General features: G+C 71.7%; 22 protein-coding genes. 11 read left to right on the forward strand and 11 right to left on the reverse strand.

Annotation, left to right across the window (positions count from 1 at the left end; genetic code table 11):
• Positions 1–4 precede the first annotated feature (4 nt).
• From CP980_RS13475 to CP980_RS13490, 4 genes are all read right to left on the reverse strand, one after another.
• Complete coding sequence (locus CP980_RS13475) at positions 5–1,129, reverse strand: GuaB3 family IMP dehydrogenase-related protein (protein WP_099889901.1); 1,125 nt, start codon at positions 1,127–1,129, stop codon at positions 5–7.
• A gap of 137 nt (positions 1,130–1,266) precedes the next feature.
• Positions 1,267–2,766, reverse strand: coding sequence for an IMP dehydrogenase (guaB, locus tag CP980_RS13480; protein ID WP_099889902.1), 1,500 nt, complete (start codon positions 2,764–2,766; stop codon positions 1,267–1,269).
• A 137-nt stretch (positions 2,767–2,903) separates the two neighbouring features.
• A complete protein-coding gene (locus CP980_RS13485) occupies positions 2,904–3,533 on the reverse strand; it encodes a sigma-70 family RNA polymerase sigma factor (RefSeq protein WP_099889903.1) in 630 nt (209 codons plus the stop codon).
• A gap of 474 nt (positions 3,534–4,007) precedes the next feature.
• Positions 4,008–4,619 (reverse strand): response regulator transcription factor, encoded by a 612-nt coding sequence (locus CP980_RS13490; RefSeq protein ID WP_003948568.1) that lies wholly within the window; start codon positions 4,617–4,619, stop codon positions 4,008–4,010.
• Positions 4,620–4,998: 379 nt separating this feature from the next.
• On the opposite strand from CP980_RS13490, the gene CP980_RS13495 reads away from it, so the two are divergent.
• The gene (locus CP980_RS13495; protein ID WP_030864318.1) at positions 4,999–5,325 is read left to right on the forward strand and encodes a WhiB family transcriptional regulator; all 327 of its coding nucleotides are present in this window, start codon (positions 4,999–5,001) and stop codon (positions 5,323–5,325) included.
• Positions 5,326–5,424: 99 nt separating this feature from the next.
• On the opposite strand, the gene CP980_RS13500 is transcribed toward CP980_RS13495, so the two are convergent.
• Positions 5,425–6,354, reverse strand: a complete 930-nt coding sequence (locus tag CP980_RS13500) for a LysR family transcriptional regulator (RefSeq protein ID WP_150528269.1) — start codon at positions 6,352–6,354, stop codon at positions 5,425–5,427.
• Positions 6,355–6,478: 124 nt separating this feature from the next.
• Between CP980_RS13500 and CP980_RS13505 the strand changes: the two genes are divergently transcribed.
• The 3 genes from CP980_RS13505 to CP980_RS13515 all read left to right on the forward strand — a co-directional run bounded on the left by CP980_RS13505 (position 6,479) and on the right by CP980_RS13515 (position 8,846).
• Complete coding sequence (locus tag CP980_RS13505) at positions 6,479–7,150, forward strand: MOSC domain-containing protein (RefSeq protein ID WP_132759825.1); 672 nt, start codon at positions 6,479–6,481, stop codon at positions 7,148–7,150.
• Positions 7,151–7,289: 139 nt separating this feature from the next.
• Positions 7,290–8,063, forward strand: coding sequence for an SDR family NAD(P)-dependent oxidoreductase (locus CP980_RS13510; protein WP_099889905.1), 774 nt, complete (start codon positions 7,290–7,292; stop codon positions 8,061–8,063).
• A gap of 93 nt (positions 8,064–8,156) precedes the next feature.
• A complete protein-coding gene (locus CP980_RS13515) occupies positions 8,157–8,846 on the forward strand; it encodes an ester cyclase (RefSeq protein WP_150528270.1) in 690 nt (229 codons plus the stop codon).
• A gap of 70 nt (positions 8,847–8,916) precedes the next feature.
• On the opposite strand, the gene groL is transcribed toward CP980_RS13515, so the two are convergent.
• Together groL and groES are read right to left on the reverse strand one after the other, a co-directional pair.
• Positions 8,917–10,545, reverse strand: a complete 1,629-nt coding sequence (groL, locus tag CP980_RS13520; RefSeq protein ID WP_132759766.1) for a chaperonin GroEL — start codon at positions 10,543–10,545, stop codon at positions 8,917–8,919.
• A gap of 109 nt (positions 10,546–10,654) precedes the next feature.
• Positions 10,655–10,963 carry a co-chaperone GroES gene (gene groES / locus CP980_RS13525; protein WP_030154760.1) on the reverse strand — a complete coding sequence of 103 codons (309 nt, stop codon included), beginning with the start codon at positions 10,961–10,963 and terminating at the stop codon, positions 10,655–10,657.
• Positions 10,964–11,243: 280 nt separating this feature from the next.
• Here groES and CP980_RS13530 point away from each other — a divergent pair, with 280 nt between their 5' ends.
• The 4 genes from CP980_RS13530 (at position 11,244) to CP980_RS13545 (ending at position 16,168) form a co-directional block, all read left to right on the forward strand.
• On the forward strand, positions 11,244–11,930 hold the full coding sequence (locus CP980_RS13530; protein ID WP_150528271.1) for a response regulator transcription factor: 687 nt from the start codon (positions 11,244–11,246) through the stop codon (positions 11,928–11,930).
• Positions 11,923–13,425, forward strand: a complete 1,503-nt coding sequence (locus CP980_RS13535; protein ID WP_150528272.1) for a sensor histidine kinase — start codon at positions 11,923–11,925, stop codon at positions 13,423–13,425. Before CP980_RS13530 ends, CP980_RS13535 begins: the two co-directional genes overlap by 8 nt.
• A gap of 107 nt (positions 13,426–13,532) precedes the next feature.
• Positions 13,533–14,768, forward strand: a complete 1,236-nt coding sequence (locus CP980_RS13540) for an LCP family protein (RefSeq protein WP_150528273.1) — start codon at positions 13,533–13,535, stop codon at positions 14,766–14,768.
• The gene (locus CP980_RS13545) at positions 14,756–16,168 is read left to right on the forward strand and encodes an FtsW/RodA/SpoVE family cell cycle protein (protein ID WP_132759762.1); all 1,413 of its coding nucleotides are present in this window, start codon (positions 14,756–14,758) and stop codon (positions 16,166–16,168) included. The genes CP980_RS13540 and CP980_RS13545 overlap by 13 nt, the downstream gene beginning before the upstream one ends.
• 31 nt (positions 16,169–16,199) lie before the next feature.
• Here the strand turns inward: CP980_RS13545 and CP980_RS13550 are convergent, their stop codons facing one another.
• Positions 16,200–17,543 (reverse strand): NsdA family TPR-like regulatory protein, encoded by a 1,344-nt coding sequence (locus tag CP980_RS13550; protein ID WP_150530215.1) that lies wholly within the window; start codon positions 17,541–17,543, stop codon positions 16,200–16,202.
• Positions 17,544–17,687: 144 nt separating this feature from the next.
• On the opposite strand from CP980_RS13550, the gene CP980_RS35105 reads away from it, so the two are divergent.
• The gene (locus tag CP980_RS35105) at positions 17,688–17,849 is read left to right on the forward strand and encodes a hypothetical protein (protein WP_165937391.1); all 162 of its coding nucleotides are present in this window, start codon (positions 17,688–17,690) and stop codon (positions 17,847–17,849) included.
• On the forward strand, positions 17,842–18,087 hold the full coding sequence (locus CP980_RS13555) for a hypothetical protein (protein WP_132759760.1): 246 nt from the start codon (positions 17,842–17,844) through the stop codon (positions 18,085–18,087). Before CP980_RS35105 ends, CP980_RS13555 begins: the two co-directional genes overlap by 8 nt.
• On the opposite strand, the gene CP980_RS13560 is transcribed toward CP980_RS13555, so the two are convergent.
• Positions 18,078–18,923: a polysaccharide deacetylase family protein gene (locus CP980_RS13560; protein ID WP_132759759.1), complete on the reverse strand. Its 846-nt coding sequence runs from the start codon at positions 18,921–18,923 to the stop codon at positions 18,078–18,080. The two genes, CP980_RS13555 and CP980_RS13560, sit on opposite strands and share 10 nt — an antisense overlap.
• A 14-nt stretch (positions 18,924–18,937) precedes the next feature.
• Positions 18,938–19,885, reverse strand: coding sequence for a polysaccharide deacetylase family protein (locus tag CP980_RS13565; RefSeq protein ID WP_132759758.1), 948 nt, complete (start codon positions 19,883–19,885; stop codon positions 18,938–18,940).
• Positions 19,886–20,004: 119 nt separating this feature from the next.
• On the opposite strand from CP980_RS13565, the gene CP980_RS13570 reads away from it, so the two are divergent.
• Complete coding sequence (locus CP980_RS13570) at positions 20,005–21,183, forward strand: THUMP-like domain-containing protein (protein ID WP_150528274.1); 1,179 nt, start codon at positions 20,005–20,007, stop codon at positions 21,181–21,183.
• Between the two features lie 46 nt (positions 21,184–21,229).
• Here CP980_RS13570 and CP980_RS13575 read toward each other — a convergent pair whose 3' ends face one another.
• The gene (locus tag CP980_RS13575; RefSeq protein WP_229907158.1) at positions 21,230–21,859 is read right to left on the reverse strand and encodes a hypothetical protein; all 630 of its coding nucleotides are present in this window, start codon (positions 21,857–21,859) and stop codon (positions 21,230–21,232) included.
• Between the last annotated feature and the right edge of the window lie 20 nt (positions 21,860–21,879).

Consider the following 21,879-nt stretch of genomic DNA (forward strand, 5'->3'; position numbering starts at 1 on the left):
CCGGTCAGCGGCTGTGCTGCGAGTCCGCGATCGTGACCTCGACCCGCTGGAACTCCTTGAGCTCGCTGTAGCCCGTGGTGGCCATCGAGCGGCGCAGCGCGCCGAAGAGGTTCATGGAGCCGTCCGGGGTGTGCGACGGGCCGGTGAGGATCTCCTCGGTGGTGCCGACCGTGCCCAGGTCGACCTTCTTGCCGCGCGGCACGTCCTCGTGGACGGCCTCCATGCCCCAGTGGTGGCCCTTGCCGGGCGCGTCGGTGGCACGGGCCAGCGGGGAGCCCATCATCACGGCGTCGGCGCCGCAGGCGACGGCCTTGGGCAGGTCGCCGGACCAGCCCACGCCGCCGTCGGCGATGACGTGCACGTAGCGGCCGCCGGACTCGTCCATGTAGTCGCGGCGGGCCGCGGCCACGTCCGCGACGGCGGTGGCCATCGGGACCTGGATGCCGAGCACGTTGCGCGTGGTGTGCGCGGCGCCCCCGCCGAAGCCGACCAGGACGCCGGCCGCGCCGGTGCGCATCAGGTGCAGGGCCGCGGTGTACGTGGCGCAGCCGCCGACGATGACCGGGACGTCGAGCTCGTAGATGAACTGCTTCAGGTTCAGCGGCTCGGCGGCGCCCGAGACGTGCTCGGCCGACACGGTGGTGCCGCGGATCACGAAGATGTCCACGCCCGCCTCGACGACGGCCTTGGAGAACTCGGCGGTGCGCTGCGGGGAGAGCGCGGCGGCGGTGACGACGCCGGAGTCGCGGACCTCCTTGATGCGCTGCCGGATCAGGTCCGCCTGGATCGGGGCGGAGTAGATCTCCTGGAGACGGCGGGTGGCGGACTCCTCGTCCAGCCCCGTGATCTCGTCGAGCAGCGGCTGCGGGTCCTCGTAGCGGGTCCACAGGCCTTCGAGGTTCAGCACGCCGAGGCCGCCGAGCTCGCCGATGCGGATGGCGGTCTGCGGGGAGACGACCGAGTCCATGGGGGCGGCGAGGAACGGGAGCTCGAAGCGGTAGGCGTCGATCTGCCAGGCGATCGAGACCTCCTTCGGGTCCCGCGTACGCCGGCTCGGGACGATGGCGATGTCGTCGAACGCGTACGCCCTGCGGCCGCGCTTGCCGCGCCCGATCTCGATCTCAGTCACGTGTGGTGGCCTTTCCTCTGGGTCTGCCCGTCCAGTATCCCCGAACCCCGGCGCCCCGCGTTCCGGTGACCGCTGGACGGACGCCACGCGAAGGGGGCGGGCCCGGATGGACCCGCCCCCTGCGTGGCGCTGTGGGCTCAGCCCTTGCGGCTGTAGTTCGGCGCCTCGACCGTCATCTGGATGTCGTGCGGGTGGCTCTCCTTGAGGCCCGCCGAGGTGATGCGGACGAAGCGGCCGCGGTCCTGGAGCTCCGGCACCGTACGGCCGCCGACGTAGAACATCGACTGGCGCAGGCCGCCGACGAGCTGGTGCACGACCGCGGAGAGCGGGCCGCGGTAGGGGACCTGGCCCTCGATGCCCTCGGGGATGAGCTTGTCGTCGCCGCCCACGCCCTCCTGGAAGTAGCGGTCCTTGGAGAAGGAGCGCTGGTCGCCGCGGGACTGCATCGCGCCGAGCGAGCCCATGCCGCGGTACGACTTGAACTGCTTGCCGTTGATGAAGAGCAGCTCGCCCGGGGACTCCTCGCAGCCCGCGAGCAGCGAGCCGAGCATCACCGTGTCGGCGCCCGCGACGAGCGCCTTGGCGATGTCGCCGGAGTACTGGAGGCCGCCGTCGCCGATGACCGGGACGCCGGCCGCCTTCGCGGCGAGAGAGGCCTCGTAGATGGCGGTGACCTGAGGGACGCCGATGCCGGCCACGACGCGGGTGGTGCAGATGGAGCCGGGGCCCACGCCGACCTTGATGCCGTCGCAGCCGGCGTCGATCAGGGCCTGGGCGCCGTCGCGCGTGGCGACGTTGCCGCCGATGACGTCGACGGAGGAGTTCGACTTGATCTTGGCGACCATGTCGCCGACCAGGCGGGAGTGGCCGTGGGCGGTGTCGACGACGATGAAGTCGGCCCCGGCCTCGATCAGCGCCTGGGCGCGGTCGTACGCGTCGCCGGCGACGCCGACGGCGGCGCCCACCAGGAGGCGGCCGTCCTTGTCCTTGGCGGCGTTCGGGTACTTCTCGGCCTTGACGAAGTCCTTGACCGTGATGAGGCCCTTGAGGATGCCCGCGTCGTCGACCAGCGGCAGCTTCTCGATCTTGTGGCGGCGCAGGAGCTCCATGGCGTCCACGCCGGAGATGCCGACCTTGCCCGTGACCAGCGGCATCGGGGTCATGACCTCGCGCACCTGGCGGCTGCGGTCCGACTCGAAGGCCATGTCGCGGTTGGTGACGATGCCGAGCAGCTTGCCCGCGGAGTCGGTGACCGGGACGCCGGAGATGCGGAACTTCGCGCAGAGCTGGTCGGCCTCGCCGAGCGTCGCGTCCGGGTGCACGGTGATCGGGTCGGTGACCATGCCGGACTCGGAGCGCTTGACCAGGTCGACCTGGTTGGCCTGGTCGGCGATCGACAGGTTGCGGTGCAGTACGCCGACGCCGCCCTGGCGGGCCATCGCGATGGCCATGCGGGCCTCGGTGACCTTGTCCATGGCGGCGGACAGGAGCGGGACGTTCACGCGGACGTTGCGCGAGATGAGGGAGGAGGTGTCGATCTCGTCCGGGGCCATGTCCGACGCGCCCGGCAGCAGCAGCACGTCGTCGTAGGTCAGTCCGAGCGTGGCGAATTTGTCGGGTACTCCGTCGGCGGTCATGACACCTTCCCAAATGGTCTTGCTCAGCGCGGATGTCCATGCTAACGGGATCCCGACGCGTCTCATTCCACGACCAAGGTCATGCGGCAGTTTCGTCTGTTCCTACGAAGATACGGGAGATCCGCCCCGCACCCTTCCTACTGTTCGGCGAGCGCGCGCAGCCGGCTGAGCGCGCGGTGCTGCGCCACCCGCACCGCACCCGGGGACATCCCGAGCATCTGCCCGGTCTCCTCGGCCGTCAGACCGACCGCCACCCGCAGGACGAGGAGCTCGCGCTGGTTCTCCGGAAGGTTGGCCAGCAGCTTCTTGGCCCAGGCCGCGTCGCTGCTCAGCAGCGCCCGCTCCTCCGGGCCCAGCGAGTCGTCCGGCCGCTCCGGCATCTCGTCGGAGGGCACGGCCGTACTGCCCGGATGCCGCATGGCGGCACGCTGGAGATCGGCGACCTTGTGCGCGGCGATGGCGAAGACGAAGGCTTCGAAGGGGCGGCCGGTGTCCCGGTAGCGCGGCAGCGCCATCAGGACGGCGACGCACACCTCCTGCGCGAGGTCCTCCACGAAGTGGCGGGCGTCGCCCGGCAGCCGCGAGAGCCGGGTTCTGCAGTAGCGGATGGCCAGCGGGTGCACGAAGGCGAGCAGATCGTGCGTCGCCTGCTCGTCCCCCTCGACCGCCCTGCGTACGAGCGCGCTGACGGCCCCGGCGCTGCCGCCTTTGGCGGCGCCGGTGGAGCCTGTGGCCGTGGGTGACCCCTGGGCCTCGTCGTCGCGCATCAATCCATGGTGCCTTGGCGCCGGAGCATTCGCGCCGCCACGGCCCGTGTTGTGCGTCGAAGCGTTATGAGCGGGTGCGCCTGAGCTCGTCACTGCGCCCTCCCCTCCCGCTCGACCGGATACTCCCCGAGGCCCCATCCCAGAAAATGCGCCACACCTCAAGCATGCGGCATCGCGCGCGAAGCGACACGCCCCCCGATTGTGCCCCGCCCCTCCCCGGGTGCGCACCGGGTACGGCGGGACGGGAACGGACGGGCGCACGACGCCCGGGCGGCGGGTGCGGGACGGGCCGCGCGGGGACGGCCGGGGACGGCCGGAGGCCACCGAGGGCGGCCGGGGGACGACCGGAACCGGGGCGGCGCCGGCCGGCCGGGGCGGGCGTACGGGACGCCGCGCGGCCGGGCGCGCGGCGCGCCGCCCCGCCCGCCGGTGGCGGACGGGACCGCTCTCAGCGTCCGGACTGCGGGCTCGCGGTCAGCGGACCAGGCCCCAGCGGAACCCGAGCGCCACGGCGTGCGCCCGGTCCGAGGCGCCCAGCTTCTTGAACAGCCGGCGGGCGTGCGTCTTGACCGTGTCCTCGGAGAGGAAGAGCTCGCGCCCGATCTCCGCGTTGGACCGGCCGTGGCTCATGCCCTCCAGCACCTGGATCTCGCGCGCGGTGAGCGTGGGCGCGGCGCCCATCTCGGCCGAGCGGAGCCGGCGCGGGGCCAGTCGCCAGGTCGGGTCGGCGAGCGCCTGGGTGACCGTGGCCCGCAGTTCGGCGCGCGAGGCGTCCTTGTGCAGATAGCCCCGGGCGCCGGCGGCGACCGCGAGGGCCACCCCGTCCAGGTCCTCGGCGACCGTCAGCATGATGATGCGGGCGCCCGGATCGGCCGAGAGCAGCCGGCGCACCGTCTCCACACCGCCCAGCCCCGGCATCCGTACGTCCATCAGAATCAGATCGGAGCGGTCGGCACCCCAGCGGCGGAGGACTTCCTCGCCGTTGGCAGCCGTCGTCACACGCTCGACGCCGGGCACGGTGGCAACCGCGCGACGGAGCGCCTCTCGGGCAAGCGGGGAGTCGTCGCAGACGAGGACGGAAGTCATGACCGCCCTCCGCAGCTGCTGATGCGCGTCACCTTGAGCCTCCAGGCTGGTACGTATCGTCACCTGTGCGGTCGATGCTCTCGGACACCTGTCCGGGAACTTCTTCGTTCAACCGCCTTCGCACTCTCAACGATGGTCACTCGAAAGAGTTACGGGTCGGACGGACACCTTCGGCACTCTACGTGAGGAAGCGAATACGACACGGGTGCCACTCTCCGCGTGTCGTCCATCTGGAGCTATGCCCTATTTGGCGGCTTTTCTTCCGTTTGGCACGTGTCTGAGGCTAGATTCCCAATGAGTCATATTTACATCTACTACGACAGTAGGTGTGGAGACTTGGACCGTATCCGTCTCAGTACCGGCACCAAGAGGACTACCCATGGCAGATTTCTCCCGCCTCCCCGGACCGAACGCCGACCTCTGGGACTGGCAGCTGCTGGCAGCCTGCCGAGGAGTCGACAGCTCCCTCTTCTTCCACCCGGAAGGCGAGCGGGGCGCGGCCAGGAGTGCGCGCGAGGCCTCGGCTAAAGAGGTCTGCATGAGATGCCCGGTGCGCTCGGAATGCGCCGCGCACGCACTGGCCGTCCGCGAGCCCTACGGGGTGTGGGGCGGCCTCACCGAAGACGAGCGTGAAGAGCTGATGGGACGCGCACGCCATCGCCTGATCCCCGCGTCGAGCACGATCGGACCCCTGCCGCCGCACTGACCCGAAGTTCGCCGAAACGTACGAAGGAACGTTTCTTCAGGCTGCACGCGGACCGGGACCGGCCCGCAACGTCACGCGGTTGGCCGTACCGCCGTACGGTCAGCGCGTGGCGGCCCGCGCGGCGGCCCGCTCCAGTTCGGCCAGGGTCGCCGCCACGGCGGGTACGCGCGCGAGGTCGGGCAGGGTCAGCGCCACGACCTCCCGCTCCACCGCGGGCTCCACGGCCACCGCGCTCACGCCCTTGGCCCGGACGGACTCCACCGCCAGTTCGGGCAGTACGGCGACGCCCAGACCGGCGCCCACCAGGCCGACCACGGCCGGGTAGTCGTCGGTCGCGAAGTCGATGCGCGGGGTGAACCCCGCCCCCTCGCACACCTCCACCAGATGGCGGCGGCAGCGCGGGCAGCCGGCGATCCAGGGCTCGTCGGCCAGTTCGGCCATGCCCACCCGCTCGGCCCCCGCCAGCCGGTGCCCGTCCGGCACCAGCCCGACCAGGCGGTCCGTGAGCAGCGGCCGCACCACGAGGTCCTCCCACTCGCCCCCGTCGGCCGGGCCGGCCGCCGCGGGCGGCACCGAGCCGTACCGGAAGGCCAGCGCCAGATCGCAGTCGCCCTCGCGCAGCATCTCCACCGACCGCGGCGGCTCCGCCTCGACCAGCGAGATCCGGGTACCGGGGTGCTCGGCGCGCATCGCGGCCAGCGCGGTCGGCACCAGGGTGGAGCTGCCGCTGGGGAAGGACACCAGCCGGACCCGGCCCGCGCGCAGCCCGGCGATGGCGGCGACCTCCTCCTCGGCGGCGGTCAGCCCGGCGAGGATCCCGGCGGCGTGCCGGACCAGGGCCGTACCGGCCTGGGTCAGCCGCATCTCGCGGCCGGCGCGGACGAGCAGCGGGGTGCCGGCCGACTGCTCCAGCGCCTTCATCTGCTGGGAGACGGCCGGCTGGGTGCAGCCGAGCTCCCGGGCGGCGGCGGAGAAGGACCCGGTGCCGGCGACGGCGCGCAGTACCCGGAGATGACGTGCCTCGATCATCCTTCGAGCATAAGCCCACCTTTGGGCGCAGCGTGAATATGCTCGTGCTCCTTTGAGCGAGCTCGGCTACCGTGACTCCATGCCCCCCTCTACTTCCGGCGCCCCCGGCGCCCCCTCGGCCCCCCTGCGCGTCGTCTCGGTGAACCTCGGCCGGGCGGCGGTCGTCGACCACACCGACGCGAAGGGCGGGCTGACCGGCATCGGCAAGAAGCCCGTCCCCGGCCCGGTCCACGTGTCCGCCCCCGGGCCCAAGGGCGTCGGCGCCAGCGGCCTCACCGGGGACGCCGTCTGCGACCTGCGCCACCACGGCGGGGACCACCAGGCCGTCTACGCCTACGCGCGCGAGGACCTCGACTGGTGGGAGGGCGAGCTGGACCGCGAACTGCCGCCCGGGCTCTTCGGCGAGAACCTCACCACCTCCGGCATGGACCTGACGGGCGCACGGCTCGGCGAGCGCTGGCGGGTCGGCTCGGGCGGGCTCGTCCTCGAAGTGGCCTCGGCCCGGATCCCGTGCCGCACCTTCCAGGGCGCCCTCGGCGAGCGGGGCTGGGTCAAGCGCTTCACGGCGGCCGCGCGGCCGGGCGCGTACCTGCGCGTGGTCCAGGAGGGCCCCGTCTCCCCCGGGGACCGCGTGGAGGTCGTGCACCGGCCGGACCACGACGTGACGGTGGAGCTCTGGTTCCGCGCGTTCACCACCGACCGGTCGCTGCTCCCGCGCACGCGGGAGGCGGGCGCGGCGATGGCCCCGCAGTGGCACGAGATGGCCCTGGCCCACGCGGAGAAGTACGGGCAGTAGGGCGGGAGCAGGGGGTTTTCGTAGCCGGAAGTAGCGGTTCCGCAGCGGGAAGCGACGGTGCGCGGCGCCGGTGATCACGAAGGGGTACCGCCCGGCGGGCTCCTCTTGAGCTGTCGCCGGAGGCGGCTAGGTTGCGCCTATGACGACTGCGTTGATTACGGGATCCACGGCGGGCATCGGCTCCGCGTTCGCCCGGCGGCTCGCCGCCCAGGGGCACAACCTCGTACTGGTGGCCAGGGATACGAAGCGCCTCGGCGAGCAGGCCACCGAGCTGCACGACCGGCACGGCATCGAGGCCGAGGTACTGACCGCCGACCTGTCCACCGACGAGGGCATCGCCGCCGTGGAGCGCCGCCTGGGCGACCGTACGCACCCGGTGGACCTGCTGGTCAACAACGCGGGCTTCGGCAACAAGGGCCGCTACCTCGAAGTCTCCATGGCCGACGAGCTCACCATGCTCAAGGTGCACGTCGAGGCGGTCCTGCGGCTGACCTCGGCGGCCACCGAGTCGATGCGCTCGCGGGGCCGGGGCGGCGTCGTCAACGTGGCCTCGGTGGCGGCGTTCGTACCGCGCGGGACGTACGGGGCGAGCAAGGCCTGGGTCGTGCAGTTCACGCAGGGCGCGGCGCGGGACCTGTCCGGATCGGGCGTACGGCTGATGGCGCTGTGCCCGGGCTTCGTGCGCACCGAGTTCCACCAGCGGGCCGGCATGGGTACGGACAACATCCCCAACTGGATGTGGCTGGACGCGGACAAGCTGGTGGCGGCGGCCCTGGACGACCTGGCGCGCGGCAAGACCGTCTCGGTCCCGGACCCGCGGTACAAGGCGCTGATGGGCCTGGTGAAGCTGACCCCGCGCGGGCTGCTGGGCGGGGTCTCCTCGCGTACGGGCCGGAAGTACGGCCCGCAGTAGTCCGAGTGGGGCGCGGGCAGGCCGGCCCGAAACCGGCTGAACGGGTGAAATCTCCCTAAACTGGACGTGTCCCTTCCAGCGCGGGAGTGCGCCATGACATTCGTACAAATAGTCGATTACGAGACCAGCAGGCCCGAGGCCGTCAACGAGGTCATCGACCGGTACCTGGCGAAGACGAAGGGCAAGCGCACCGTGTCCCACTCGGTGGTGGGCCGGGACCGGGAGTCCGACACCCACTTCCTCGACATCGTCGAATTCCCGTCGTACGAAGCGGCCATGAAGAACTCTCACCTCCCGGAGACGGACACGATGTTCCAGGAGATGATGGCCCTCTGCGACGGGATGCCCCGGTTCACCAACCTGGACGTCGTACGCGACGAGCACCTCAACACGCTGCTCGCGAACCGCATGTTCGAAGAGGTCGCCGTGAAGGGCGACATGTCGGTCGTGGACGAGATCTTCGCGGCGGACTACCGGGACCACGACATCAGCCGGCCCGAGGTCAAGGTCGGCCGCGACGGCATCCGCGAGGACGTGCAGGCGTGGCGCAGCGCCTTCGACTTCACCTTCACGCGGGACGCCCAGACGGCGCAGGACGACCACGTCACCACGTTGTGGACCTGGAACGGCAAGCACAAGGGCGAGTTCATGGGCATCGCCCCGACCGGCAAGGACTGCACGATGACCGGCACGACGGTCTTCCGCTGCGAGGACGCGATGATCAAGGAAGGCTGGTGGCACTACGACGCCATGCGCCTGATGAGGGAACTCGGCGCGATGTGACGGCGCCGCACCCACGGGGAAGGCCCCGTTCCGCAGATGCGGAACGGGGCCTTCTCGGCGTGGGGCTCGATCAGTGGCTGTGGCCGTGACCGTGGCCGTGACCGGCGTCGCCCTCTTCCTCGGCCGGCTTCTCGACGACCAGGGTCTCGGTCGTGAGCAGCAGGGAGGCGATGGAAGCGGCGTTCTCCAGCGCGGAGCGGGTGACCTTGACCGGGTCGATGACGCCGGCCTTGACCAGGTCGCCGTACTCGCCGGTGGCGGCGTTGAAGCCCTGGCCCTTGTCGAGCTCGGCGACCTTCGAGGTGATGACGTAGCCCTCAAGGCCGGCGTTCTCGGCGATCCAGCGCAGCGGCTCGACGGCGGCGCGGCGGACGACCGCGACACCCGTGCCCTCGTCGCCGGTCAGACCGAGGTTGTTCTCCAGGACCTTGACGGCGTGGACGAGCGCGGAGCCACCGCCGGAGACGATGCCCTCCTCGACCGCGGCGCGGGTCGCCGAGATGGCGTCCTCAAGGCGGTGCTTCTTCTCCTTGAGCTCCACCTCGGTGGCGGCGCCGACCTTGATGACGCAGACGCCGCCGGCCAGCTTGGCCAGGCGCTCCTGCAGCTTCTCGCGGTCCCAGTCCGAGTCCGTGGACTCGATCTCGGCCTTGATCTGGTTGACGCGGCCGAGGACCTCGTCGGCGCTGCCGCCGCCGTCGACGATCGTGGTGTCGTCCTTGGAGATGGTCACGCGGCGCGCGGAACCGAGTACGTCCAGACCGGCCTGGTCGAGCTTGAGGCCGACCTCCTCGGCGATGACGGTGGCACCGGTGAGGGTGGCCATGTCCTGGAGCATCGCCTTGCGGCGGTCACCGAAGCCGGGCGCCTTGACGGCGACGGCGTTGAAGGTGCCGCGGATCTTGTTGACGACGAGGGTGGAGAGCGCCTCGCCCTCGACGTCCTCGGCGATGATCAGGAGCGGCTTGGAGGCGCCGGCCTGGATGACCTTCTCCAGCAGCGGCAGGAGGTCCTGGATCGAGGAGATCTTGCCCTGGTTGATCAGGATGTACGGGTCGTCGAGGACGGCCTCCATACGCTCCTGGTCGGTCACCATGTACGGGGAGAGGTAGCCCTTGTCGAAGGCCATGCCCTCGGTGAACTCCAGCTCCAGGCCGAAGGCGTTGGACTCCTCGACGGTGATGACACCGTCCTTGCCGACCTTGTCCATCGCCTCGGCGATGAGCTCGCCGACCTGCTGGTCCTGCGCGGAGAGCGCGGCCACGGCGGCGATGTCGGACTTGTCCTCGATCGGGCGGGCGGTCGCGAGGAGCTCCTCGGACACGGCCTTGACCGCGGCGTCGATGCCCTTCTTGAGGGCGGCCGGGGAGGCGCCGGCGGCGACGTTGCGCAGACCCTCGCGGACCAGCGCCTGGGCCAGCACGGTGGCGGTGGTGGTGCCGTCACCCGCGATGTCGTTGGTCTTGGTCGCCACCTCCTTCACGAGCTGCGCGCCCAGGTTCTCGTACGGGTCGTCCAGCTCGACCTCGCGAGCGATGGTGACACCGTCGTTGGTGATGGTGGGGGCGCCGAACTTCTTGTCGATGACGACGTTGCGGCCCTTGGGGCCGATCGTCACCTTCACCGTGTCGGCCAGCTTGTTGACGCCGCGCTCGAGGGCGCGACGGGCGTCCTCGTCGAACTTCAGGATCTTCGCCATGGGAGCGGTTCAGCCCTCTCGAAAACTCGGGTTTAACGAACTGCGCCCCTTGCCGCCCGGCAATCAGCGGGGTGACCAGGGGCGCAGCTCAAAGCAATGCTTCGGTGAACTACTTCTCGATGATCGCGAGCACGTCGCGAGCCGAGAGGACGAGGTACTCCTCGCCGCTGTACTTCACTTCGGTGCCGCCGTACTTGCTGTACAGCACGATGTCGCCGACGCTGACGTCCAGCGGGAGACGCTGGCCGTCCTCGAAGCGGCCCGGGCCCACGGCGAGGACGACGCCCTCCTGGGGCTTCTCCTTCGCGGTGTCCGGGATGACCAGGCCGGAAGCCGTGGTCTGCTCGGCGTCGAGCGGCTGGACCACGATGCGGTCCTCAAGCGGCTTGATGGCAACCTTGGAGCTGGTGGTCGTCACGATCCGACCTCCCCCTTCGGAGATCTCACGGGGCTAACTGTCTGGGTGGCGACCAGGTGGATCCGTCGTCGCGGGTGCCGGACCTGCCCGTCGCTGTGTTGGCACTCACCGGTGGCGAGTGCCAGGTGCGAGACTATTCCGGTGATTAGCACTCGGTCAAGCGGAGTGCCAACACGCTCCCCCGGGTCGTCCGGATCGGGGGTCTCCCCCGGCCTCCCCCACGCCCCGCCCGAGGCCGGGCCCGGGGGCCACGGACGGGCGGTATGTGACAGTTGGGGTCGTGCGCATTCTCGTGGTCGAAGACGAAGAGGGCCTCGCCGAATCACTGCGGCGCGGCCTGTGCGCCGACGGCCACTGGGTCGACCTCGCCCATGACGGCCACCGCGGGCTGGACCTCGCCCGCACCGGCCCGTACGACGCCGTCCTGCTCGACGTGATGCTGCCCGGTCTCAGCGGGTACGAGGTCTGCGCCCGCCTGCGGGCCGACGGCGACCCGACGCCCGTCCTCATGCTGACCGCCAAGGACGGCGAGTACGACGAGGCCGAAGGCCTGGACTGCGGCGCCGACGACTACCTGACCAAGCCCTTCTCGTTCGTCGTCCTGGCCGCCCGCCTGCGCGCCCTCGCCCGGCGGGCGGCGGCCGGATCGGCCGGCCCCCGGCCCACCCTCCAGGCCGGTGACCTCGTCCTCGACCCCGCCGGCCGCCGATGCCGCCGCGGCGGGCACGACATCGAGCTCACCGCCCGCGAGCTCGGCGTGCTCGCCTGCCTCATGGAGCGGCCCGGCCTGGCCGTCGCCAAGCAGGACATCCTGGACCAGGTCTGGGACGTCCCCCACGCCGTCGACCAGAACATCGTCGAGGTGTACGTCTCCTCGCTGCGCAAGAAGATCGACGCGCCCTTCGGCCGCCGCTCGATCCTCACCGTCCACGGCACCGGCTACCGCATGGCCCCCGACGGTGGCTGAATCCAGGACGAGCCCGGGCCCGCTGCGGCGCCGGGCCGCGGTGGCCGCGGCCCTCGCCATGGCCGCCGTACTGGGCGCCGGCGGGCTGTGGCTGTACACCCTGCTGCGGGCCAACCTCCTCGACAACACCACCGGCCGCACGGAACTGGCCGCCCGCAAGGTCGCCGCCCAGCTCGAAGGCCACGCCCTGCCCGGCGGGCGGCTCCCCGCACCGGAGAGCGGGGTCGACCTGGTCCTCGTACGGGACGCGCGGGGGCGGACCGTCGCCTCCACCGGGGACCTCTCCGGGGCCCCCGACCTCGGCGGCCTGCGCCCGCCCGGGGCCGGAGCGTCCGGGGCGTCCGGGGCGTCCGGGGCGTCCGGGGCGTCGGGCGCATCAGGCGTATCGGGCGCATCAGGCGAGGACTCCCGCTCCGCCGTCCTGCCGCCCTCGCACCCCGGCGGGGAGCGGCGCGCGGTGGTCGCGGTCGACGCGCCCGGCGGGCACGAGGTGTACGCCGTCACCGTGCTCGGCGACGTGGACGACGCGACCCGCGCCATCGCCCTCGGCCTGCTCGCCGGCGCACCCCCGCTGATCGGCTTCGCGGCGGCCCTCGCCTGGTGGGTGACGGGACACGCCCTGCGCCCGGTCACCGCGATCCGCACCGAGCTCGCGGCCGTCACCGCCAGCGAGCTGGACCGCCGGGTTCCGGACCCAGGCGGGGCGGACGAGATCGCCCAGCTGGCCCGGACCGTCAACGACACCCTCGACCGGCTGGAGCGGTCCGACGCCCGCCAGCGGCAGTTCACCGCCGACGCCTCCCACGAGCTGCGCAACCCGCTGGCCGCCGTCCGGTCCCGGCTGGAGGTGGCGCTGGCCGGCGGCCGCCCCGACCGGGAGTCGGTCGCGGCCGCGCTGGCCGATACCGAGCGGCTCCAGCGCATCGCCGCGGACCTGCTGCTGCTCGCCCGGCTCGACGGCGGTCCCCTGCCGCGGACCGAGCCGGTGGACTTGGCGCTGCTGGCCGCGGAGGAGCTGGCCCGGCGCCCGGAGCCCCGGGTCCCGCTCCGGCTGGACGCGCGGGAGCCCGTACCGGCGGCCGGGGATCCGGCGCGGCTGGAGCGGGCGCTGGCCAATCTGGTGGACAACGCGCTGCGGCACGCCCGTACGGGGGTCGTCGTACGGGCGGCCACCGAGCCGGCGGACCCCGGCGGGAGCGGATGGGCGGTGCTGGAGGTCGAGGACGACGGCCCCGGCATCGCGGCGGCCGACCGCGACCGGGTCTTCGAGCGGTTCGTCCGCCTGGACCCGGACCGCGGGCGCGCGGGCGGCGGTACGGGCCTCGGCCTGGCCATCGTCCGCGAGACGGCCCGCGCGCACGGGGGCGAGGCGCGGGCGCTGGAGCCCCGGGCGGGCGGCGGCACCGGTATCCGCTTCGTCCTGCGCGTGCCGGTCGGCGGGCCGCGCGTCGGGCCGCGCGGTCCCCGCGGGCCGGCCCGGTGCGCCGGGTCCTGAACGGCGCCGGTCCTGAACGGCGCCGGGTCCTGAACGGCGCCGGGTCCTGAACGGGCCTTCAGGTCTCTCAGGATTCCTTCAGCGCCCCTCCCCCACCATCGACTGGCATGAGCGCGCACCGGAGGAAGACCAGCCACCCCGCCCGCCGGCCACGCCGTTCCCGCGGCCCACGCCGTCACCGCCGCATCGCCCGTACCCTGCTCGTCGCCGTCTGCGCGCTGGCGGTCACGGCCGCCGCCGGCGCCTGGTACGTGTACCGCGACCTGGCCGGCAGCATCGGCAGCTCCAAGGCCCTGGAGGGCGCCGAGAAGTCGAAGTACGGCGACACCAACATCCTGCTGATGGGCCTGGACAGCCGCCGCGACCAGAACGGCGAGGAGCTGCCGGCGGAGGTCCTCGACAAACTGCACGCGGGCAGCTCCGACATCGGCGGCTACAACGCGAACACGCTGATCCTGCTCCACGTCCCCGGCGACGGCGGCCAGGCCAAGGCCTTCTCGGTCCCGCGCGACGACTTCGTCGACATCCCGGGGCACGGCAAGGACAAGATCAAGAAGGCGTACGGGCTGGCGAAGGCCGGGGAGGAGGACCGGCTCGCGGCCCAGGGGGTCAAGGACCGGCGGCAGCTGGAGCGCGCGGGGCGGGAGGCCGGCCGCACGGCGCAGATCGAGACGGTGCGGAACTTCCTGGGCGTCCCCGTCGATCACTTCGCCGAACTCAACCTGGCCGGTTTCTACCACCTGGCGGAGGCCCTGGGCGGCGTGCCGGTGTGCCTGAAGCGGCCGGTACGGGACACCTTCTCGGGCGCCGACTTCCCGGCGGGCCGCCAGAGCCTGAACGGGCAGCAGTCCCTGGCCTTCGTACGGCAGCGGCACGGGCTGGACAGGGGCGATCTGGACCGGACGAGGCGGCAGCAGGCCTTCCTGGCGGGCGCCACGCAGAAGCTGGACTCGGCCGGGACCTTCACCGATCCGGTCAAGCTCATGAAGCTGATCGACGTCGCGAAACAGGACGTCGTGACGGACGCGGGCTGGGACCTGCTGTCGTTCGTGAAGCAGGCGAAGAACCTGTCCGGCGGGAAGGTGGCCTTCACGACCCTGCCCGTGGAACGCTTCGGAAGGAACCATGGCGAGGACATAAACGTCGTAGACGATATGAAGATAAAGCGCCTCATTGCCGAGCAGATCGGACCGGGGGCTTCCGCCTCCCCGTCCGCTCCGAGCCCGGGCGCGAGCCCGAGCGGCGCACCGGGGGCGCCTCCGGGACCGGCTGCCCCCGCGCCGGCTCCGGCCGCGAGCGGCAGCTCCGCCGTCGACGGTGGCGGCGTCCCGTGCGTGGACTGAGGCCGCTGACGACGGCCGGCGCGCGCCGCCGTACCGAGGCGCTGCTCCTGGTCTTCGTCGTCGCCCTCACCGTCTTCGGACACGCGAGCGCCGGCCTGGCGATGAACGGCGAGCTGCCCGCCAACCTGACCGGGTTCACGATCAGCATGACGCTGCTGGCGCTGGTGGGGCACCTGGGCGTGCGCCGGTTCGCGGCGTACGCGGATCCGCTGGTCTTCCCGCTCGCCGTGCTGCTGTCGGGGCTGGGGCTGGTGCTGCTGCACCGGCTGGACCAGTCGTACATCGCGCGGTACGGCGGCGACGCGAACGCGCCGGGGCAGCTGCTGTGGACGGTGATCGGCGTGGCCGCGTGCCTCGCGGTGGTGGCGCTGCTGCGCGACCACCGGCTGCTGCAGCGGTTCATCTACATCACGATGGCGGTCGCGCTGGTGCTGCTGATCGCGCCGGCGTTCTTCGGTGCGGACACGTACGGCGCGAAGCGCTGGATCATCCTCTTCGGCTTCTCGCTCCAGCCGGGCGAGTTCGTGAAGATCATGATCTCGATCTTCTTCGCGGGCTACCTGGTCATCCACCGCGATTCGCTCGCCCTGACGGGCCGGAAGTTCCTCGGGGTGCGGCTGCCGCCGATGCGCCAGCTCGGGCCGATCATCACGGTCTGGATCGTGTCGCTGCTGGTGCTGGTCTTCGAGCGGGACCTGGGTACGTCGCTGATCTTCTTCGGCGTGTTCGTGGTGATGCTGTACGTCGCCACGGAGCGCACCAGCTGGATCGTGACGGGCATGCTCATGGCCGGCGTCGGGGCCTTCGTGGTGGGCTCGACGGAACCGCACGTCAAGGGCCGCGTGGCGGCGTGGCTGGAGCCGCTGTCGTACTACTGGAAGGACCGCCCGCCGGGGGTCATCTCGGACCAGTCCGCCCAGGCCCTGTTCAGCTTCGGCACCGGCGGCATGTCCGGTACGGGGCTGGGGATGGGGCACCCGGAACTGATCGGCTTCGCGGGGCGCAGCGACTTCATCCTGACCACGGTGGGCGAGGAGCTGGGCCTGGCCGGGGTCATGGCGGTGCTGCTCCTGTACGCGCTGCTGGTCCAGCGGGGGCTGCGGATGGCGCTGGGTGCCCGCGACCCGTTCGGGAAGCTGCTGGCGGTGGGCCTGTCGGCGGCGCTGGCGCTCCAGGTCTTCGTGGTGGCGGGCGGTGTGACGGGCCTGATCCCGCTGACGGGCAAGGCGCTGCCGTTCCTGGCGAAGGGCGGCTCGTCCCTCCTGGCCAACTGGATCATGATCGCCCTGCTCCTCCGCATCAGCGACAGCGCGGAACGCCAGCGCGAGGCGGACGCCCGCGGCCCGGCGGAAACGACGATCACGCCCACCGCGGCGCCCGAACCGGCCGCCCGGGGCTGACCCGGGGCTGAGGAGCAGTCCGGCGAGTGCGTCAGCCCTTGAGGCTGCCCACGTGCCGGGCCCGCTCCCGCAGGTCACGGACCCTCCGGACGGTGCCGTAGGAACGCAGCCGCATGGTCATCACCTCGAAGTGCTCGTCACCGCGAGCCGACGAGAGCCCCTCGTAATCGTCCAGGAACCGGTCCCAGGACTCGCACGCGGCCTCGACGTGGCCGATGGACAGCTGCCGCTGGGCGAGGAGCCCGTAAGCGTGCATCCGGCCCTGCCGCTCATTCACGGGTTGGACCCGGATCGACTCCCGAAGCGTGCGGACCGACCCCGGCACGTCCTTGGTCTCGTGCTGCACGTGCGCGACGTGGAACAGGTAGGCAGTCCGGTCGTACCCGCCGACCGAATCCCTCCGGTCGTCCGCCTGGGCGAGCGCCTCCTCGGCCTCCCGCAACCGGGCGAACGCCTGGCGCTTGTCTCCCACCATGGCCGCACCGTGAGCCTGCTGTCCGCGTACGAAAGCCACGAGCCGGGGTCCGGCCGCAGGTGCCGCCTCCGCCGCCGAATCGGCGAGTTCCAGGGCCCGCCGGCCGTATCCGAGGTTGGAAGCCTGGAGGGACATGCCGCGCAGGGTGCGGCAGTAGGTGACGTGCTCCTCGGCTTCCCCGGCCAACTTGAGCGCGGACACGTAGTAGTCCTGGCCCAGGCGGTGCTGCCGCTCGTACATGGCCATCCATCCCGTGAGGTACACGAGGTCCGAGGCCGCCGCGAGCATGCTCCGCCGCACGGGAGCCGCCGCCTCGGCCTTCAGCCACGGCGCCACCGTGTTCACGAGGAAAGCCGCCGCCATCGGCCTGGCATGCCCGGCGCCGAGTTCGTCGAGGATGTCCGCGATCCGGTCCGTCATCGCCTCCACAGCGGTGACCTGTGCCTGTCCGATACGCGTCGTCGCCTTGCCTGGCCTTATCGGCTCGGGGCTGTCCGCTCGCGCCAAGGCCGGGAACGACGGGATGGCGAGCGCTGCCGAGAAAACGCCTGCGGCGAGCACTCGGCGACGAGTTGGATCCATGTCGGCCCTTCCGAGGTCTACGAGGTCCCGCACGGTGTCCGGGCTGGCCGGATCCGCCGAACCGGTGAGGCCCGCCTCCGCGTACGTGACCGGCCTGGCCAGTTTCCGCTCGAACGCCTCGATGATCAGCGCCCTGACCTGCGGTCGCGGTTGGTGGCCTGCCACCCACTGCGAGACGGCCGGCTGGCCGTACTTGAGGACGAGCCCGGCTTCAGCTCCGACACGATTGACGATCGAAGCGAACTGGCTTCTCGACCATCCGGCCTGTTCCAGCAGGGTCGACAGCCCGGTGTTCGGTGTGCGTGAGCGTTGCGCCATGAGCAACTCCCGACGGATGCATGGCTTGCATGCTTCTTCGAGCCTCCAACGGTACTCGCGGAGGGGGTGCGTGGGGTTACCTCTTCACACCAAGCAGTGACCAGGCCGAAAGTTGGCCGCCCACTGCCGTCTCAGGGAGTACCCATGACCGGCCTGATCATCCACGGCTGCGCCCATGGCGGGCTCGACATCGAAGAATCGGGAGACCCGCCCCCGGCCCTGACGCAGAGCTGTGACCTTCTCGTGCGGGCCCGCGTCGGCTGGGAACGATTCATCGACTCCTTCGAGGAGCCGTCCGATGGCTGAGCCGTACGCGGGCACGCAGCATCGGCTGCTGGGGCAGCGGGTGCGGGACATCGCCTCCGGGGTCGAGGGCGAGCTGATGGGCGTGGTCGAGGAGGACGTTCCGGACGGGGGCGTCGGCCGGCGGGTGCGGCTTGCCAGACTCAGGGACACGTCCGGGCTCGAATTCACGACCGCACTCGGCAACATCGTGCCCGCCGCGTACATCGACGCATTGGAGAGCCGCGCGGGCTACAGGTAGTCCTCCAGGCGGCCTATGCGGTAGCCCTGCTCCTGTATGCGCTGGAGCATGCGGGTGGTCATCTGGATCTCCGTCGAGCCCTTGAGTTCGGAGGGGCCGCGGAAGTGGGCCAGGATGATGTCGCCCGGCTTGAGGGCGGAGCCCTCGGCGTACTGGAAGTTGTTGATCTGCATCGACACGCGCCACAGGATCACCTGCGAGATGCCGCATTCGGAGGCGGCCTTGAGGGTGTCGTCGTTGTAGTTGCCGTACGGCGGGCGGAAGCGGACCGGCTTGGTGCCGAAGCGCTTCTCCAGGTGTTCCTGCTGGCCGCATATCTCCTTCTTCTGCGCCGCGAAGGGCAGGGTCCGGAGGTTCGGGTGCGTCAGGGTGTGGTTGTTGATCGTGCTGCCGGAGCCGTTGTCGCGGAGCTTCTCGAAGTGGCCGTAGTCCGACGAGGCGATGTTGTCCGTCAGGAACATGCTGATCGGCAGCTTGAGGTCGGCCGCCATCTTCAGGAATTCCGGGTCCTTCTCCGCGCCGTCGTCGAAGGTCAGGAAGACGACCTTGTCGGTGGGCGGGACGGGTATTCGGTCCACCACCTGGGCCTTGCCCGGGGCCGCCGGGACCAGCGCGGGCTTCTGCGCCGGCTTGGGGGCGAATTCCAGGGGGGCCTTCAGGCCCCACTTCCTGTACGCCTCGTCCCCCGGCGCGCCGGAGGGGGAGGGCGACGCGGTCGTCGTCGGCTGCGTCGCCTTCGGTGTTGCGGTACCCAGTCTTTCGACCGGGGCAGCGCTGTCCCCGCACCCCGTCAGGGACAGCGCGAGCGCGCCGGCCGCCAGCGTCGCGACTGTCAACCGGCGCGCGTACCTCACAAGTAGTCCTCCAGGCGGGCCACGGCGTACCCCTTGTCCGTGACGGTCTTCATGACATGACGGATCATGTCAGGCATGGTGCCCTTCCAGTCCTCCCGGCCCCGGAAATGGGTCAGGATGATGTCTCCAGGGTGGAGGTCGCGGTCCCATTCCCGCCAGTCCATGCGGTTCACGAAGGCCTCCGCGTTCCACAGCGGGACCGCCTTGATGCCGCAGGACTTCGCCGCGCGCAGGGTGTCCTGGTTGTAGTTGCCGTACGGCGGCCGGAAGAGTGTCGGCCGCTTGCCGAACTGCTTCTGGATGGTGTCCTGCTGCCCGCAGATCTCCTCGTGCTGCTCCTCGTACGAGAGCGCCGGCATGTAGCGGTGGTTGAGCGTGTGGTTGTTCAGCGAGACGCCGGCGGCCTGCATCTGCTTGAAGTACGGGTAGTTGTCGCGGACGAGGTAGTCGCTGAGGAACGCCGTGTACGGGATCTTCAGCTCCTGCATCATCTTGAGGAACTCGGGGTCCTTCTCCGCCCCGTCGTCGATCGTCAGGAAGACGACCTTGTCCTCCGTGGGGACGGTGGTGAAGACGGGCGGGAGTTCGTCCTGGCCCTCGACCTCGAAGCCCTCGCGGGTGGTGATCTCCGGCTTCGTCTTCGGGGCGGGCGGGGCGGCCAGCGGCGGCTTGGCCAGCTTCCAGCGCTTCGCCGCGGCGATCACGGCCTGGCGGGCGGCCTTCTGCTGCTCGGCCGGGTTGGCGACGGCACCGGCCGCGCCCGCGGGTGCGTCCGCGGCCTTGCCGCCCTTGCGGGCGGGCGCGGTGTCGGCGGCGGAGCCGCATCCCGTTCCGAGGGCGGCGACCAGCAGTGCGGCCAGCGCCACCCCGACGCGGCCGCGCGGACCCGCCGCGGACCGGTGACCATGAAGCGTCTTATGTTCCGTTTGTCCGACTAGCTGCATAGCAGCGCATCCTGGCACCCGACACGCTCGCTTCCCGGACGACACCGCGCACCGGGGCGCCACGTTCCTCCGACCGGCCCACACGCACCCCCGCCGGCGGGGGAGCCGACAATGGAGGCGTGACCCCCGAAGACTTCGCCGCGCTCCTCGCCCCCGAGGGCCGCGCCCTCCTCGACTCCCTCCGCGACCACGACCCCGCCCAGGACCTCGCCGTCGCCACCCGGCTGCGCCGCGAGCACCCCGCCGCGCTGGTCTCCGCCGCGCTCGGGCAGGCCCGGCTGCGGCAGCGCGCGGTGGCGAAGTTCGGGGCCGAGGACGCGTTCCGGATGTACTTCACGCCCGGCGGCGGCGAGATGGCCACCCGCGCCTCGGTGGCCTCCTACCGCGCCGGACGGCTCGCGGAGCTCGGCGTGCGCAGCGTCGCGGACCTGTGCTGCGGGATCGGCGGGGACGCCCTCGCCCTGGCCCGGCTCGGCATCCGCGTCCTGGCCGTGGACCGCGACCCGCTGACCGTCGCCGTCGCCCGCGCCAACGCCGAGGCCCTGGGGCTGGCGAAGCTCATCGAGGTCCGCGAGGCAGATGTGACCGACGTGGACACCTCCGGCCACGACGCCGTCTTCCTCGACCCGGCCCGGCGGTCCGGCCGCGGCCGGACCTTCGACCCCGAGAGCTACTCACCGCCGCTGTCGTGGGCCGTCGAGGCCGCCCGCAGGGCCGAGTACGCGGCCGTCAAGATCGCCCCCGGGATCCCGCACGAGGCCGTGCCGGCGGAGGCCGAGGCCGAGTGGATCTCGGACCAGGGGGACGTGAAGGAGGCCGTGCTGTGGTTCGGGACCGCGCCCGGCACCGTACGGGCCACCCTGCTGCCCGGCCCGCGCACCCTGCACACCATCGATCCGCTGCCCGACCCCGCGGCCGGGCCGGTCGGCCGCTACCTCTACGAGCCCGACGGCGCCGTGATCCGCGCCCACCTCGTCGCCGAGGTCGCCGAGCAGCTGGGCGGCCGGCTCATCGACCCGACCATCGCGTACGTCACCGCCGACGAGCTGCGCGCGACCCCGTACGCCACCGCGTACGAGATCACCGACGTGCTCCCGTTCGGCCTCAAGAAGCTGAAGGCCCTGCTGCGCGAGCGGGAGGTCGGCATCCTGACCGTCAAGAAGCGCGGGTCGGCCGTCGAGCCCGAGGAACTGCGCAAGAGGGTCAAGCCGCAGGGGCCGCACTCCGCGACCGTCTTCCTGACCCGGGTCGCGGGTGCCCCCTCGATGCTGATCGGCGCGCCCGTCAGCACGCCGTAGCGCCCGTCAGCCCGCCGTGGCGCCCGTCAGCGCGCCGTAGCGCCCGTCAGCGCGCCGTGGCGCCGCCACGGAAGGCGCGCACCGCCCACCGGTAGTGCGCGCCGGCCTTGCCGAGGCCCAGCAGGCCGGTGATCCACAGGATCATCCCGAGGCCCATGTAGTACGTGACCTCCCCGTACGTGGTGATACCCGGGCGGGCCGACGCCGCCGAGCCGAAGGTCACGTACAGCCCGAGCGCGCCCAGCGCGAAGGAGGCCAGCAGCCAGGTCAGGCTCAGCCCGGGGGCGCGGACCCGCGCGTCGGCGGCCGGGTCCCGGCCCGACTCCGCCCAGGCGCACAGCAGGTGGTGGACCAGCCGGTCGCGCCGGGCGCCGCGGGCGAACCAGAACCCCGCCGGGATCAGCACGCCCGCGCCGAGCAGGCCGAAGATCAGGCCGAAGAGGTACGAGAGCGGATCGCCCGGCGTCTCGAAGGACATCAGGGCCATCCCGACGAAGGACCAGCCGAGCGCGAAGACGGCGGCGACGGCCCAGAGCAGCAGCAGCCGCCCCAGGCCCAGGCTGCGCCGGCCCAGGTCCTTGAGGAACCGGGCGCGGTCGGCGCGTACGGCGTTCTCGTCCAGCCAGTCGCGCAAATGGGCCGGAGGCGGTGGAGGCGGCAGGTCACGGCGAGGCATGCTCATGACGATATCGGCCG

This window comes from Streptomyces vinaceus, from assembly GCF_008704935.1.
Taxonomy (GTDB): domain Bacteria; phylum Actinomycetota; class Actinomycetes; order Streptomycetales; family Streptomycetaceae; genus Streptomyces; species Streptomyces vinaceus.